Source organism: Marinobacter arenosus (genome assembly GCF_019264345.1).
Lineage (GTDB): Bacteria > Pseudomonadota > Gammaproteobacteria > Pseudomonadales > Oleiphilaceae > Marinobacter > Marinobacter arenosus.
Genome location: NZ_JAHVAO010000001.1, coordinates 603,487 through 619,345, shown reverse-complemented (window position 1 = coordinate 619,345; position 15,859 = coordinate 603,487). Strand labels below are relative to the sequence as shown.

12 protein-coding genes and 1 other RNA gene are annotated in these 15,859 nt (G+C 56.4%); 6 read left to right on the top strand and 7 right to left on the bottom strand.

Going from position 1 to position 15,859, the window contains the following annotated elements:
• Positions 1 to 16: 16 nt before the first annotated feature.
• A complete protein-coding gene (locus KXD86_RS02850; protein ID WP_218634576.1) occupies positions 17 to 928 on the top strand; it encodes a formyl transferase in 912 nt (303 codons plus the stop codon).
• Between the two features lie 7 nt (positions 929 to 935).
• Here KXD86_RS02850 and xrtA read toward each other — a convergent pair whose 3' ends face one another.
• From xrtA to KXD86_RS02815, 7 genes are all read right to left on the bottom strand, one after another.
• Complete coding sequence (gene xrtA, locus KXD86_RS02845) at positions 936 to 2,444, bottom strand: exosortase A (RefSeq protein WP_218634575.1); 1,509 nt, start codon at positions 2,442 to 2,444, stop codon at positions 936 to 938.
• 102 nt (positions 2,445 to 2,546) lie between these two features.
• Positions 2,547 to 5,246: a tetratricopeptide repeat protein gene (locus tag KXD86_RS02840; RefSeq protein WP_218634574.1), complete on the bottom strand. Its 2,700-nt coding sequence runs from the start codon at positions 5,244 to 5,246 to the stop codon at positions 2,547 to 2,549.
• Positions 5,247 to 5,293: 47 nt separating this feature from the next.
• On the bottom strand, positions 5,294 to 6,667 hold the full coding sequence (gene prsR, locus KXD86_RS02835; protein ID WP_218634573.1) for a PEP-CTERM-box response regulator transcription factor: 1,374 nt from the start codon (positions 6,665 to 6,667) through the stop codon (positions 5,294 to 5,296).
• Between the two features lie 136 nt (positions 6,668 to 6,803).
• Positions 6,804 to 8,939 (bottom strand): XrtA/PEP-CTERM system histidine kinase PrsK, encoded by a 2,136-nt coding sequence (gene prsK / locus KXD86_RS02830; protein ID WP_218634572.1) that lies wholly within the window; start codon positions 8,937 to 8,939, stop codon positions 6,804 to 6,806.
• Positions 8,940 to 8,986: 47 nt separating this feature from the next.
• Entirely contained in the window at positions 8,987 to 9,934 is a 948-nt protein-coding gene (locus KXD86_RS02825; protein ID WP_218634571.1) for an SDR family oxidoreductase, read from the bottom strand.
• The gene (locus tag KXD86_RS02820; RefSeq protein ID WP_218634570.1) at positions 9,934 to 10,749 is read right to left on the bottom strand and encodes a lysophospholipid acyltransferase family protein; all 816 of its coding nucleotides are present in this window, start codon (positions 10,747 to 10,749) and stop codon (positions 9,934 to 9,936) included. The genes KXD86_RS02825 and KXD86_RS02820 overlap by 1 nt, the downstream gene beginning before the upstream one ends.
• Before the next feature lie 37 nt (positions 10,750 to 10,786).
• On the bottom strand, positions 10,787 to 11,707 hold the full coding sequence (locus KXD86_RS02815) for a D-hexose-6-phosphate mutarotase (RefSeq protein ID WP_218634569.1): 921 nt from the start codon (positions 11,705 to 11,707) through the stop codon (positions 10,787 to 10,789).
• Positions 11,708 to 12,003: 296 nt separating this feature from the next.
• Between KXD86_RS02815 and KXD86_RS02810 the strand changes: the two genes are divergently transcribed.
• The 5 genes from KXD86_RS02810 (at position 12,004) to recR (ending at position 15,853) form a co-directional block, all read left to right on the top strand.
• Positions 12,004 to 12,576, top strand: a complete 573-nt coding sequence (locus KXD86_RS02810; RefSeq protein ID WP_376770963.1) for a 2OG-Fe(II) oxygenase — start codon at positions 12,004 to 12,006, stop codon at positions 12,574 to 12,576.
• A gap of 110 nt (positions 12,577 to 12,686) precedes the next feature.
• Positions 12,687 to 12,783: signal recognition particle sRNA small type (gene ffs / locus KXD86_RS02805), an RNA gene on the top strand.
• A gap of 149 nt (positions 12,784 to 12,932) precedes the next feature.
• Positions 12,933 to 14,882: a DNA polymerase III subunit gamma/tau gene (gene dnaX, locus KXD86_RS02800; protein WP_218634567.1), complete on the top strand. Its 1,950-nt coding sequence runs from the start codon at positions 12,933 to 12,935 to the stop codon at positions 14,880 to 14,882.
• Between the two features lie 4 nt (positions 14,883 to 14,886).
• Positions 14,887 to 15,210, top strand: a complete 324-nt coding sequence (locus tag KXD86_RS02795) for a YbaB/EbfC family nucleoid-associated protein (protein ID WP_218634566.1) — start codon at positions 14,887 to 14,889, stop codon at positions 15,208 to 15,210.
• Positions 15,211 to 15,250: 40 nt separating this feature from the next.
• Entirely contained in the window at positions 15,251 to 15,853 is a 603-nt protein-coding gene (gene recR, locus KXD86_RS02790) for a recombination mediator RecR (RefSeq protein ID WP_218634565.1), read from the top strand.
• Positions 15,854 to 15,859 lie beyond the last annotated feature (6 nt).

The following is a 15,859-nucleotide window of genomic DNA, read 5'->3' as shown; positions in this document are numbered from 1 at the left end:
AAAGGAGATTGGAACAATGCGTACAGTGGTCGTGGTCAGTCAGGATAAATCCGATATTTTTTTCGCGAATCAGCTGATGAAATCCCTCAACGTTGTTGGGGTTGTTATTGAGAACCAGATTCCTGAGAGGGACCAATCCCCGCTTCTCAACAAGGCAATCAAGTACGCAGGCAATCCCGCCATTTTCTCCCGGAAAGTATGGGAGGTGCTGGACCGAAAACTGGTCGAGGGTAAGCAGGATTACAACCGGGCGGAGAATGCCCTCGACTTCGGCGAGGAGGGGCATTTTCTAAGCCCGGTTGACGATGTGGCGGTGCTGCGTACCCAGGGGGTGAACGCCATAAATGCTCCAGAATATCGTGACTGGATCCGTTCTTTGAGGCCCGATGTGATCGCTGTCTGTGGTGCCTCAATTATGAAAGCGGAGCTCCTGGCCGTACCCACCCATGGCGTCCTGAATCTGCATGGTGGGTTATCCCAGTTCTATCGGGGGCTGTTCACGACGGACTGGGCTATTCACAATCGGGAACCTGAGCGTGTAGGGGCGACGGTTCACTTCGTGTCAGAGGGCGTGGACGATGGTGACGTGGTGTACCAGGGAAGGCCGGCTATTACCGCAGACGACAACCCGAACAGCCTCTACGAAAAAGTGGTGAGGTTGGGCGTCGAGATGATGATAGGTGCTATTTCGGACCTCGAGCATTCGCGATGTCGACCCACCAAGCTAACGTCAAAAGGGCAGCTCTATCTCCATGACAGGTTCACCACTCAGGCCAAACGCGCTACCTGGCGTCGGATTCGAGAGGGCATCATCACCGACTACCTTGAGAACAAGTCGGAGCGGGACAAGCCGGTGTTGGCCGCGCTGATCAACGAGTTCCAACTTGAGGAAACGTCTGAGACCAGCCGGATTCCCAGCGCGAGCTGAGACCTCCTTACTGCAGAATGCCATCCAGAAACTGTGTGAACGCCTGTCGCTGCTGTTCACACCCGGATTGGTGTGATACTTCGCAGCGGCCAGCGAGGGCCCAGAGTGCTCCGCGACTGTCCCCCGTTATCTTCTTCAAGGCGCCTGCCACCTTGGCCTCAAGTTTGGAATCGGTGAGGAATCCCCCCACATCGTACCAGGACCACACGATCACCTGTGACCGGTCTTGTTTGTTGCGGATAACGGTCTCGTTGATCCGTTCCGGGCTCCGGCTGTAGGAATTCCCGAGTTCACGCTTTGCCGATGAAACAAGCTGCCAGTCAGAGCTGTCAAACAGTTGGTTCTTGTAAAAGATCAATTCTTTGTTCTGGGTTTGATTGCGGTAACCGGTAATCTGTAACTGGACCTGCTTGAGATCATCGGACACGTACACGCCGCTGAGATCGATGTCTGGATCCGAGAATTCGGGCTGCCAGACATTGGCGTGTTTCAGGGGCCCCCGCCAGTCTGAAGTGCCTTCCGCCAGCGTCGGATTCCAGGATTGCGCGACCTTTTCGGTTTTTGCTTGAAGCGCGATGGGAACGATAGCCGGCCAAATGATGAGAACGGATGCACCGATGGGCCAGAGCGCGGATGTGTGTTTCCCGGAAATAGGTGAGGGGACTTGCTTGGGGCCCGCGCTCGTCGGCTTTGCTCCTGATGAGTCTTCCAGCCTGGACGACACGAATAAGACCGGAATAAGGGTAAAGATGACGAATATCACCCAGCCAAACAACTCGTGATCTTTGACCAGTGAGGTCTCCATGTTGGTGTAATGGCCTGCAGCGATGATCCCGAAGACCCGTATCCAGTTTGCCAGCAGAGAAAACAGACCGGCGGTAATGACCAGGATGGCCTTTGACCTGAATGAACGGTAGTAGAGCTGCCCATAGAAGGCGCCAAGAAAAAGCGCGACCATGAGGTAGCGCACGCCGCTGCAACCGCCTTCAACCAGAAACGCACCCACCTCGAGCGTGATCAGGAATTCATTGATTGTTGCGTCGATATCGGCGATCTGCAGGAAGATATCGTTGAAGAAAACCGTGATGTGCTGCAGTAAGGGAGAGAAGTCGTCCCAGATAGGGGCGGCGAAACACAGGAGCATGATCGGACCGCCGGCCACGGTCAGGAAAGCTCGCCCCCAGATCGACCAGCCCCATAGCAGAATCAGTATGGGCGTTAGCAGGAGGCGGAGGACTTGTATATCTGCAGCCTGGGAGAGCAGCAGGCCGGCGCTGGCGCCTGCCAGGAGAATAATCGCTGTGGGTGAGCCATTGATGGTTAGCGTTTGAAGGGCATGTCGTCGGACGAACAGCAAATACACCGTACCGGCAAGGACCAGATACCCATGATTATAGATAATGGAGTCATACCAGAGATGGAAAAAATCCTGCCACTCCGACCACAGGGCGAGGGCGAGCAATGGGAAAGCAAGTACCCAGAGGTAATGGCGGGAAAAACCGGGACTGGCGCTCATAAGTTCCTTTTACTTAGACCGTCTTCTGGCAAAAGCACCCTAAAGATACCCCAAAATGGCACCTTATCACAGGCTTTGCGAGTCCCGGTATTATGTCGGCGTTTACCCCTGTTCGCCGAACTTCTTAAGGATCCTCTGGGCGGCGGAGTCCATGCCGACGACACGGTAAGCTTCGGCGAGGTGTCGGGCGATTTCTTCGGAGTCCGGCTGAAGTTCGTGAGCTTTCTCGAGAACGGGCACACTTTCGCGATGATTCCCGGATTTCAACATGATCCAGCCGTACGTATCCGCAATGGCCGCATTGTCCGGGCTGAGCTCGTACGCGCGTTCGGCCAGCACGATGGCTCTGTCGTCGCCGGTCTTGTGGTAAAGCCATGCCAGGTTGTTAAGAACCACGGTGTTGTCCGGCATTGATTCCAGTAACACCTCGTAATTGGACCTGGCACTGCTCTCCTTACCGGTGGATTGCTGCAGTATCGCGAGGTTGAGGCGCAGTTGGGTATTATTCGGGGAGCCACCCAACTCAGACTCCAGATAGGCGAGCGCGTCGTTGGTCCGCCCGGACCGCTGCAGGTTCCTGACGTAGCCGGTGACCGTGTCTGCATTCGATACCTTTCCAAGTGCTTCCCGGTATAGTTCGGCGGCCTTTTGGTACTCGGCTTCGCGTTCACGGAACCTGGCTTCCGTCAGGTAAGGGTGGGGCGAGTTAGGATGCTGTTCCCTGGCTTCATTGAGAATGGTCATGGCGTCGTCGGAGCGGTTATTCTCGAAAGCCTGCTGGGCTGCCTGAAGTGTAATCTGCTCATTGTCCGGAAACAGAATGCGTGCGCGTTCAAGTACCGAATCTGCCCGTTCACTATTTCCAGAGCTCTTCAGATTCGACACGACGTTACTGTAGATGTCTGCGACCAGATGCTCTGCAGGAGCCGGCGTATCTTCGTCGGACCGCTCAAGCAGCGAGGCAGTGAGGTTATTCGAGCTTTCGCTGTCGTTGTCGAGCAGAGCGATTTCCAGGAGTATCAAGCGAGGGCCGGTGGCATCCGGGTGCTGGTCCAGGATGTCTCGCATGAACTGCTGGGTTTCGGTCCTGTCCTGAACAGCAATTAATCCCTGCAGCGCCTGAGCGCTGTCCGGAGCCATCTGGGCGGCCATCTCGAACTGTTTCTGGGCCTCTGTTCGGTCATTCTGAATCAGGGCCAGCTTACCAAGGGAAACCACGGGGGCGACGGACTGCGGTGCTCTCTCCCGTGCGCTCATAAAGTACGTGCGCGCAGCCTCTGGGTCGCCTTCATTGATTGCAAGGTTGCCCCGGGTAATCAACGCAGAAATACTTTCAGGCTTGGCTTTAATCCAGTTGTCGGCCGTTTGGATAGCCGCGTTCTTGTCGCCGGCTCCCAGATGGGCCTGAACAATAATGCCACGGGCCCTGTCCAGGTCCGACGCCTCTTTGCTGACCTGTTCCGCCTGCATGATTGCCCGCTCATGCTCGCCCCGTTGATTGAGATAGCTGGCATAACGCAACCTGAGTTCATGGTTGTCAGGGTTGATACTCAGCGCCTTCTCCATCAGCGCTTCGCCCGTTTTCACGTCTCCATTTTCCAGCGCCGCAATGGCCACCAGCGTAAGGATTTCGGGGTCGGAGTCTCCATTTTTCAGCTCTGCCAGTGTCGTTTGCGCTCCCTCCGGGTTACCCATTTGCAGCATCGTGGCTGCCAGCATTTTGCTGGCGATTTCGGAGTTCCCCATGCTTGCGATCGGGGCCAGCAGTTCCTGCGCTTCTTCGGCACGGCCTTGCCTGAAACGAACGAGACCGAGCATCAGAACGGATTGTTCATGGTTCGGTGCCTGCGCCAGAATCTCTTCAAGATACTGTTCGGCTTTCGTGAGATCGCCCTCCCGAAGCGCATCGTCTGCCGCAATCAGGTTGCTACGAATTTTACCCGGCGGCGATTTGGCCAGAATCTCTTCATAGACATAAGCCTCGGAGAACTTGCTTTGGGCCCGGAGCACACGAATCAATGCGGAAATGGTGGCGTACTTCCGGGCGGTCATCACGTCAAACTGACCGATATCTTCCAGTGCCCGGATGTAGGCGTCTTCGGCTTGCTGCCAGTTTTCTTCGAGGTGGGCAAATTGTGCCTTCCACAGCCACAACTCGGCATTTTCCTTGTTTATTTCTTCGGCTTCCGCCACCCACGTTTGGGCCTTCTCCTTGTCCCCCGAGGCGAGTGCAACTTTGGAAAGGCCAATCAATGCTTCAACAGAGGCAGGATCGATTGAACGGGCCTCCTCATAGGCCTGTTGCGCAAGGTCAGTTTGACCGGACGCCAGAAGGATCTGGCCTTTAAGCAGAAGGCCTTTGATCTTGGTGTCGGTATCAGGCGAGGAGAGTTTGCCCAGGGCTTGCAGCGCGTCGTCTAATTTACCCTGTTTCAGTTTGGCTTCTGCCAAAATGAGGCTGGTTCGGTTCCGGATTGCGTCGCTGACGTCTTTCTCGGAAATACGCTCCATCAATCGCGTCAACTGGCGCTCTGCATTCACTGCGTCTCCGGCCGTCAGGAGGTTGTCGATGATCAGGAAGTAAGGCTCGAGATTGTTCGGCTTCAGCTCGATGGCGCTTCGTGCCTCCTGGGTGCTGGCTTTGAGTTCTCCCTGGCGCTGAAAGAACCGGGACTGGTCCAGGTGGCTGAGAAACTGAATGTCTGTCTGGGACATGTCACTGTCGTCACTCCCACAGCCTGCGAGTGACAAGGCAATAAAGAGGGAGAGGAAGGTGGCACGTACTGCTAAAACTGATTTCATGGCCCTGGTCCTTTTCCTTTCGGGTCCTATTATGAACATCCTGATGTTCAGGTCTTTGACGTCTCGGTCGATGTCCCGATCCGGTATTTATCCGTCAGGTTGTAGAGCGTCGGTCGGGTCACACCAAGCAATCTCGACGTCTGGGCAATATTGAAGTTGCACGTCCTCAACGCCTGCATGATGGCCTGGCGTTCTGCATTCTCACGAACCTGTCGCAGGTTCAGTTGGTGGTCCCTCGTCGGATTTTCAGTCGGGAGCTCGAGATCCTCGGCGGTGACTCGTTTACCGTCGGCCATGATCGTGGCCCGTTTTAGTTTGTTGATCATCTCTCGGACGTTGCCCGGCCACGCATAGCTATTGATGGCATCAATGGCATCCTCGGTGAAATTGAGGTTGGGGCGGTCCATGTCTTTACTCAGGGCTTTGAGCAGCGATTGGGCTATCACCAATGCGTCCCCGTCCCGCTCCCTCACGGCGGGTACATCAAGGGTTATCTCGCTGATCCTGTAGTAGAGATCTTCGCGGAAATCCCCACTTTCAATCAGTGTCTTAACATTGCGGTGGGTAGCACACACCACCCTCACATCGACCGGAATCGGCTGAATAGAGCCGACTCGATCGACGACCCGCTCCTGCAGGAATCTGAGCAGTTTCGCCTGGAGAGCCATAGGCATGTCGCCAATTTCGTCCAGAAACAGCGTCCCGCCATTGGCGCTCTCAATTTTGCCTTTCTTGGTGTGGGTCGCCCCGGTGAAGGAGCCTTTTTCGAACCCGAAGAGTTCGCTTTCCAGAAGGTTTTCCGGAATCGCGGCACAGTTGATGGCAGCGAAAGGTTTTCTGGCACGGTGGCTAAGATCGTGGAGCGCACGGGCCAGCAATTCCTTGCCGGTACCGGTTTCGCCAGTGATCAATGTGGTGACGTCGGTGGGGGCCACTTTTTCCAGGGTGCGGCAGATGCTGAGCATTTGGGGGCTTGCGGCAACAATACCCTTGATGTTGGTGCCGTTTCGTTGCCTGGACAGATCCTGGTTTTCGCGCTCAAGCTCGGCAAGTCTGAACGCCCGGTTGACGACGAACGTGAGTATCTCGGCGTCCAGGGGCTTCTGGTAAAAGTCACAGGCGCCCATGCCTATGGCCTTGACGGCATTCTCCTTGTCTTCACGACCGGTCACGACAATGACTTTCGTCGTGTTTGCCAGTCGGAGAATATCTTCAAGTAAGCCAAAGCCCTCACTTGCGCCTCCCGGGTCTGGTGGAAGGCCGAGGTCAAGTGTCACTACGTCGGGTTCCACTCGCCTGAGCGCGGCGAGGGCGGATTCCCGGTCAGAAGCAACGGTAATATCCAGGTCATCACTGAAACACCAGCGCATCTGGCTCTGAAGGCCTGGATCGTCCTCTACAATCAATAGTCGTCTAGTCACGACAGCAACAATTCCCTTGTTCGTATACCCTGTTTAACAATCGAGACACTGTCTTCCCGAAGTGTCCTATACCTGATTTTCGACTTAAGATTGACACTTTGCAATGATTCAGTCGACTGTTAATGAAAAACGACGATTAATTGGCGCTCTCTCTGGGCTGCCCTTCTCCCGGAAGTGATTGTTCGGGCGCCTCTTCCTCGACATCAAGGGCGGTTTCGGCAAGGGGGAACCGGAGAGAAAAGCAGGAGCCGACACCGGGCTCGCTGGTGACGTCAATATGTCCGCCCAACTTCTGCATGTACTCCTGGGCCTGGAACGCCCCGATTCCCATTCCGGCCAGGCCTTTCGTACTTTCGAAGGGCTTGAACAGCTGGTAGTTGATGAATTCTTCGGTCATCCCGCAACCCGAATCCTGAATGAACAGCACAACGTTACCCTTTGAAATCTTCTGAGTCAGGGTGATCTCTCCATCTGGAGGAGTCGCGTCCTGTGCGTTCTGAATCAGGTGTCCGAGAATGCTCCGTAACTGTTCACTGTCTGCGAGAATGATGGCTTTTGGCGGATCACCTTCGAGGTGCGGAACCGGGCGCTGCCTACGGAAATCCTCAAGAAGGTCCCTGACGAGGCCGGTCAAATCCAGCTCCGTGAGTTCGCCACCGGTATCACTTGACGGCCTTCGCATGTGATCCACCAGGTTCGACATCTTACGGACCGCGTGATCGGTGGTGTTGATCATGTCATCGATGAACGCCGGATTCGTCCGGTGCTTGGAGGCGTTCTTGACCAGCAATGACAGTTGCGCAATGACCGTCTTCAGGTCATGGATCATGAAGGCTGATGCCTTGCTCACCGCCTCGAACTGCATAGCGCGTGACAGCCGGTGCTGGGCATCCGCTTGAGCCAGAAGGTTGCAGGTCTGCCTGGCAACCACTTTGACGAGGTCAAAATTCTCCCAGTTCAGCTCTACTTTGGCGTAAGGGTTCCCAACCATGGCGATGCCATAGAGTTCATTGCCCAAATAGAGAGGGATGATCAGCCAGGCATCGGGCATCTTGGCAATGGCATCGGGAATCTCCAGCAAGTCGTAGCTTACCGGGTCGTTCCGGTATTCCCTGAGGTCGACCACCCATTCCCGGTGCTTGAAAAACCGGACCAGCTCAGAATCCTTGTCTATGACGGTGTACCGGGGCGGTGAGAGATTGACGGAAGCTTTCAGGACATAACTCTCGTGCTCTCCCTTGAGCCAGATGGCACCCGCATTGCTTTCGACCAGGCCGGCGAGAATTCGAGTTACCCGTTCGGGAAGAGGCGGTTCGTCGCCCAGATTGGCAAGCTCCCGAGTCATTTTCAGCCATTCGTCCCGGTAGTCGTACTTGTAGTCGAAGAAGTTCCGGCTGATCAGCACCATCAGCTTGGCGCGAATTCGGCGAGACAGAATCAGCGTTGCCAGGAAGGCAAGGGAAATGGTGAAGAACAGGACCTGAAGAGCATCCCCCCAATCTCCGCCCAGAACCCGGACATAATAGCCACCGATCGCAAGGCAAAGAAGGTAGGCGCCGGCAAAGATCAGTGTGCCGGCGTGAAAGACGGCTGCATGGGACAACTGAAAATCAACGGGCTGTTTCCGGGTATTGATCACGTTGATGGCGAACAGCGGCACGAGGAGGGCATTCACAAAGCCGCGGGCGTTCCAGAACGAATCCGCCACCTGGCCAAACAGCAAGGCATCCGCGTACATGAAGAAATCGAACGCAAACAGGGTAGCTACGCCGATGCATAGGTATTTCATGCTTGAGCGGCCGAATCCCGGGGAGTTTCGCCAGATTTGTTCGACCAGTGACAGGCCGAGCAGGGACAGCGCAATCTGCCCGAGAAGGCGTGTCTTGCCATTCAGAATGGAAAGGCCGAAAACGTACTCCAGGATTCCGAAGCCGAGCAGGAGAAACAGAAGGATCGTGGTGGATACCCCAAGGACCTGCTTGAGCTGCCCGGTCAGGCTGCCCTGACGAAAGGCATTCCGTAGCATTGCGAACAGCAGAAGGATCCAGGCTGCGTAGCGAAGAAGCTCCAGCAGGTACCGGATAAAAAAGCCGGGGTACCCCAGCAGGCTCTGCATAACCAGAGCTGACGACCAGACAGTCGTGACAATGGCCGCCAAAAACAGGGCGCGATCGACGTCACGCCTGACATATCGGGTGGCGACAAGAATTGCCAGCAGACCAAAGGTCAGGGCCGCTGCCACATGGCTGATAACGCTAAAGTCGCTTACCATCCCTCGCATCCTGCGTGAATGTCATCTGATCCCTGACGGCCGGGACACTAAACCGGTTTCTTGTTGTCCCGATAGAAACGGAAGATTTCCTTGAGCGGTCGCTTGGGGCTGAACCCGAACTCTTTGGCGAATGCTCTGCCGTCTATTACGACAGGATACTTGAAAAACGCCATCAGGTAAGAAGGAAAACTTCTCAGCTTCAAGGTACGCAGGATCAGTGAGGGGAGCGCGGGCGGCACCGAGGGTATCGGGATGCGTTTGCAATTGCACAGTTTCAAGGCGTGCTGGTAGGCAACCCAGTCTTGCGGCGCAACGTTGAAAACGCCCCGGACAGGTCGTTTGTAGGCCAGCACGATGGCGTCTGCCATATCGTCTATGTGGATGAACTGCATCATGGGTGAGAAACCCGCCAATACGGGAGCTCGTTCACTGGCGAGCAGGGTGCTGATGGTGTTCCGCACACCGGGACCGACAATGTTACACGGCCTCAGAATGGTGATGTTGAGCTCCGGATAGCGCCACAGGTAGATGTTGGCGAGGTTCTCCAGTTCCACGGAATCCACCAGGTCGGCACTCAGACCGGCGCTTTTCAATGGCGCCGATTCATCAATCAGCGCGGGGTTGTAGGCGACGGCGCCGTACACGTGGAACGTGGACAGTACGACAACCCGTTTAATGCCGTATTTGTGGCTCAGGTCCAGCAATTTCTGGGTCCCCAGCACATTGGCGTTGTATCGACGCATGCGGGTGAGTTGGCTGGACATGATCCTGCCGAGGTGAATGACACCATCAAACTCATAGCGGCGAAACAGATCTTCGAATACCCGTTTGTTGAAATCAATGCAGTAGCTGGGGATATCGTCACCCAGGTATACCTGCTCCCGAAAGTCGACAGCGACGAGGTCGCAGTGGTCGCGAAGTTGGTTGATGACCTGCTGGGCCAACGCACCGGCGGCGCCGGTGACAAGAATGTGAGGTCTGCGATGCTGTGTCATCAGAAAAGCCTTTTCCGTTCACTCAATCCTTTGTCAATCAGCCGGCTTATCTCGGCTTTCACCTTTTCAACCCGCTCGGTGACCTGTTCTTCCGGGATTTCCAGGTCATCGAAGTACATGGGATCACCAAAGTTAAGGTGCACCTTGGCCGGCAGGACAACGGGGAGGGCGACCGGCGCATAGGGAATGCCCAACGTCCTGGCCAGTGGCTTGATGTTGGCGATGGCTGGAATGGTTTCTTCGCAGCCCACTACGCCTACCGGAACGATTGGTGCCTTGTACTTCATGGCCAGGTGCATGAAACCATTGCCAAAACGCTTTAGCTCATACCGGTCGCGGTACAGTTTGCCGGAACCCCGAATGCCCTCGGGGAAAACAATGACGGCTTCATCGTTGGCCAGCATTTTGGCGCAGTTCACCGGATCTCCGAGCACGGCGCCTACCTCATTGAGCAGGTTCCCAAGCCAAGGCACAGTTGGGAAGAACCGCTCAATCATAGCCCTTGGCATGCGTGGATTTTCCTTGCGTGATGCCAGGGCGTAGCCAATCAGAAGGCCATCGATCGGAAGCTGGCCGCTGTGGTTGGCGATGATGAGCACAGGGCCCTCCGACGGGATCTTCTCGACGCCGTGGGCCTGGACGCGAAAGTATTTCTCATAGATCTGCCTGGTTAGAGCAAGCCCATACTTGATCGCTTCGTTGTTGTAACCCCAGGGATCGTAACCCAATGTTCCGATGGGTTTTCGAATGCGATTAACGTGTTGCTCCAGATCTTCAGGAATTAGCCTGGATTTCAAAAACGATGCCAGACTCATGCTGACTCCCTGTTGGCTTTCGGATGTTATCGTAAATTCAGGAGCGTCCGATCAGAACGCCGAGTGTGTGGCTCTGGCCCTCATAGAGCACCCGATAATCACCAATGGCATTGGCTGTCTCGACGCAGAGCATGTTCTTCCAGGCATGGTCCGGAAAATCCGACAGTCGAGCAGCTTTGTCAGGACCGGGATTCCAGACGACGGTGGAGTCGCTCCCCACGGACTTGAGCTTGCGGCTGCCAGCGGGTGTGACAATGGTCAAAGGTTCTCCGCTCTCGTAAATCCTGTCGGTTTCCCCTTCAAAATACACAGGGCCTTCCTGGCTGAAATACTCCCAGTTTCTGAGGGTATCAATATAGTTGCTGCTCCCCAGGCCCAGGACGCGGCTCCTGGAAATGTCGGATGTGGGGAAGTAGCTGTGCAGGGCCTGGCTGAACGCCAATGGATCACTACCGAGGTTGGTCGTCGTCAGCGCCACCTGGCAGCCGCGAATGGAAAAGCTGAAGGTAATGAGGGCAATCGCGTGGCCGGTCCACACTTCCGCGAAATCTTCGTTGGCGTCAAGTGACAGACTGATTTCAACCTCGTGAGCACTTTCCCGAACGTCCTCCAGCTTCCAGAGGGCCGTTCGGGCGAAACCGTGGGCGCTGTCCGTGTGAATCCTTTTCCGGACTTCCGGCGCATTTCTGGCAGGATCTCCGAACCAGGGCCAGCACACCGGAATTCCGCCCCGAATGGCTCGCCCCGGCTCCAGGCGTGCGGTGTCACTGAGAAACAGCCAGTCGGCTTCACCCCGGGGTGCAAAGTGGGTCAGGTGAGCCCCTTGCAGAAAAATGGTCGCCCGGAATAGGGGGTGGTGAACATCCAACGCTTCGAGTTGCCCGATGGTTTTCCAGCGCGTAAAGGACCACTGGCCGGGAGAGAGTGAGAGTGGCGGTCGGTTACTGCTTTCAGACATGGTTCGGATCTAGATCTTCTGGGTTAACGGTATTTGCTTACACAGAGAGTAAATTAAAACTCCCTCCCCGGCGAGAACTGCGAATAAAATACGACCAGGTACACAGGGAGCACTCAATGGATCAGTCAGTTGTTATTCCCATCACCGCCCCGCGACTCGACCAGAAGAATTCTGATACGGCGATGGGTGTCGTCGCTAATGGCGACTGTGCTGTGGAGTCGGAAGCAGCCAACCGCAGGCCTATCGATCATCAATGGCTGGAGGACGTTGCCGATGGACTTAGTGAACACGGCTGGATGACGCTGGATGTCCGCGAACGGCTTGGTCCGGCCTTATTGGCAGCCCTGGCTTCAGAGGTGGCAGTGCTGGATCGGTCGGATGCCATGAAAAGTGCCGGGGTCGGTCGAGGCAGCGAGCTCGTGCGAGACCGTTCCGTTCGCCGGGATCGAATTGCCTGGCTCCAGGGTGCCACAGTGCCCCAGGCCTCTCTTTTTGAGTTCTTTGAAGAGATACGCTCCGGGCTCAATCAAAGGTTGTTCCTGGGTCTGAAACGCTTCGAGAGCCATTATGCGACCTATCATCCGGGTGACTTCTACAAAAAGCACCTGGACAGCTTCCGGGGGCGCGCCTCCCGTGTCGTCAGCCTGGTACTTTATCTGAATGACGATTGGCGAGCCGAGGACGGCGGGGAGCTGCGCGTATTCAACCGGGACAGCGAGAACGAAATCTGTGGCCAGGTTTTGCCGGAAGCGGGTCGAATGGCGTTGTTTCTGAGCGAAGAGATTCCTCACGAGGTTCTGCCCGCCCATCGCACGCGGTACAGTCTGGCGTGCTGGTTCCGACAGGATGAAGTGCCCCTGCCGCTTTAACGAAGCGTCCTATTGCCGACTTTCGGAAATGTCGTTGTAGTCAGCAAACCCTTTTGCTACTATGCGCGCCGCTTTCAGGGAATTGTCCTGAAACGCCGTTATGGTGGCCCCATTGGTGCCTCCGCAACATGAAACCGTGAACCCGGTCAGGCCCGGAAGGGAGCAGCCGCAGCGGTGGAATTGTGTGCCGGAGTGTCGCTGGTGGGGTCACCCCCAGTTTCCCCGTCTTTTTTCTACTTCTCTGATTTTCTACGGTCTGAACGCTTTTTCAGTGCACGTTCTCGGTCGATCTTTGCTTCTTCTCAAGTCGGGTCCATGCTAAGGTTAAGCCCGTTTTTCACTGCAGTTGACGGATCATGAGCTACCAGGTACTTGCCCGCAAATGGCGCCCCCGCACGTTTGAAGACATGGTGGGCCAGGAACATGTTCTCCAGGCACTGATTCATGCCCTGGAGAATCAGCGCCTGCACCATGCATACCTGTTTACCGGTACCCGGGGTGTCGGTAAAACCACCATTGGCCGGCTGCTGGCACGGTGCCTGAACTGCGAGACGGGAATAACCCCCAGGCCATGTGGCGAGTGCTCAAGCTGCATGGAGATCCAGGAGGGGCGGTTCGTTGACCTGATTGAGATCGACGCCGCATCGCGAACCGGCGTGGACGACATGCGGGAACTCACTGACAACGTTCAGTATGCGCCCACCCGCGGTCGGTATAAGGTGTACCTCATTGACGAGGTCCACATGCTGACCAACCAGTCCTTTAACGCGTTCCTGAAAACCCTGGAAGAGCCCCCGGAACACGTCAAGTTCCTGCTCGCTACCACCGATCCCCAGAAACTCCCGGTGACGGTGCTGTCCCGCTGCCTGCAATTCAATCTGAAGCGAATGACCCCGGAACACATTGCGGGTCATCTCCAGCACGTATTGACCGAAGAGCAGGTCCCGTTTGAAGAACCTGCGCTATGGCTGTTGGCCCGAGCGGCCGATGGCAGCATGCGTGACGCTCTCAGTCTGACCGATCAGGCCATTGCCTTTGGTAACCAGAAACTGGCGGCAAGCGACGTCAGCAATATGCTCGGTACCATCGATCAGCGTGATATAGAACGGCTGGTTAATGCCCTGGTGGACCGGGATGGCCCTGGTTTGCTCTCGGAGATCAATCGCATCTCCGACTTCGCACCCGATTACAGTGTCATTCTTGCCGACCTCTTGTCTCTGTTCCATCGGGTAACCATGGAACAGGTCGTGCCCGGCAGTGCAGACAATGCCCTGGGGGATGCCGCCCAGGTCCAGACGCTGGCCCGAAAGCTGAGTGCCGAAGACGCCCAACTTTTCTACCAGGCTGCGCTCATGGGACGCAAGGATCTGGCTGTGACGCCGGACGCGCGCATGGGTTTTGAGATGACTCTGCTGCGAATGTTGGCCTTCCGGCCGGGTGCCGATCGACGGGGACCGCCCGCTGTGAGTTCTGGTGGGCAATCCGGGGGGCGGTCGTCCCTCGATGAACCCGACCCTGCGCCCGCCTCAACGGCTGAGTCGTCAGTACACGTTGCGGCCAAACCTGCTCCTGAACCGGAGCCAGAAGATAGCGCTCCTGTTCATCAGGCTGTTGAGGAGGCGCCGAAGCGTGCGGGTGAACCCCCACAGCCCACACCAGCACACAGTATCGACGAATCGCACGACGAATCCTGGCTTGCCAGTCTCGATGCCCAAGCGGCCGCTGAGTCGGTAACCGAACCGGAACCGAACGTTGCCAGTGTCCCGTCGGAGTCCCGCCTCCCGGACGATACCTCCGAGCCCGTGCCTGATTCCGGACCCTCGCTGGCCGACGAGCGGGACGAGGTTGACGCGCCGCTTCCGGATCAACCCGAAGCCCCGGCAGCTCCAAAGGAGGTGTCTTTGCCTCAGTTGGAAGGCGAGTTTGTCTGGGAGCGTGATTTCAGATCGCTCGGTATTGTGGGCATGCCGGGAAATTTGGCCAGCCATGGAGCGCTGTCCTGGCAAGGTGATACCGTTGTCCTGACTATCGATGACGGGCATGCGCGTCTTCTGAACGAAAGGCACGAAGAAAAGATTCTGGCTGGCTTGAGAAATCGTTTTGGTGCTACCACTGAATTACGTGTGGAGCCCGGTGACCCCGGGCCTCATACGCCAGCGGCTTACGAGGAACGTCAGCGGAAAGCCCGCCAACAGGCGGCGGAAGAGGCAATCCGCAAGGATCCGGCCGTCCAGTCGATCGTTGAACGTTTTGAGGCGCGGGTAGTCGAAGACAGTATCCGGCCAATCGAGACAAGCAGGAGGTAACAGCATGATGAACAACATGGGCGACCTGATGAAAAAAGCCCAGCAGATGCAGGAAGAGATGCAGAAGGCCCAGGAAGAGATTGCCAGGGCCGAGGTCACCGGCGAAGCGGGTGCCGGATTGGTCAAAGTGACCATGAACGGTCGTCACGATGTGCGCAAGGTCGAAATTGATCCCTCGCTCTTGTCGGAAGAGAAAGAAATACTGGAGGACCTGCTGGCGGCGGCTGTCAATGACGCCGTACGACGGGTCGAAGCGAACCAGAAGGACAAGATGTCCGGAATGATGTCCGGCATGGGCATGCCCCCTGGCTTCAAGATGCCGTTCTGAACCCTGTGCGTTTCGTTGTCTGGAAGTTTGAGGATGTCTAATGGCCTTCAGCCCGCTCGTAGATGAACTGGTGGAATCGCTTCGGTGCTTGCCTGGAGTAGGGCAAAAGACCGCTCAGCGCATGGCGTTTCACTTGCTGGAACGGGGGCGCACAGGTGGCAGCCGGCTTTCGGATGCTCTGAGTAATGCCATGACTGGCGTGAGGCGATGTGACAGTTGCCAGAATTTCGCGGATACCGAGATCTGCGGAATCTGTGACAATACCGCCCGACGCACCGGTACACTTTGCGTGGTTGAGAGCCCCTCTGACCTGCTGGCCATTGAACAAGCTGGCGACTACCGCGGTGGCTATTTCGTCCTGATGGGCCATCTTTCGCCCATTGATGGGGTGGGCCCGGAAGAAATCGGCATCGAGCGCTTGATTAATCGTGTGAACGCGGAGGGCATCACCGAGCTTATACTGGCGACCAACCCGACGGTAGAGGGCGAAGCTACCGCCCATTACATTGCCGATCGGCTCGATGGTCGCGATATCCTCATCACTCGCCTTGCCCACGGCATTCCAGTGGGAGGCGAGCTGGGTTATGTAGACGGCTTTACCCTGACGCACGCTTTCCGCGGACGCAAACCACTCTCCGAATAAAACAAC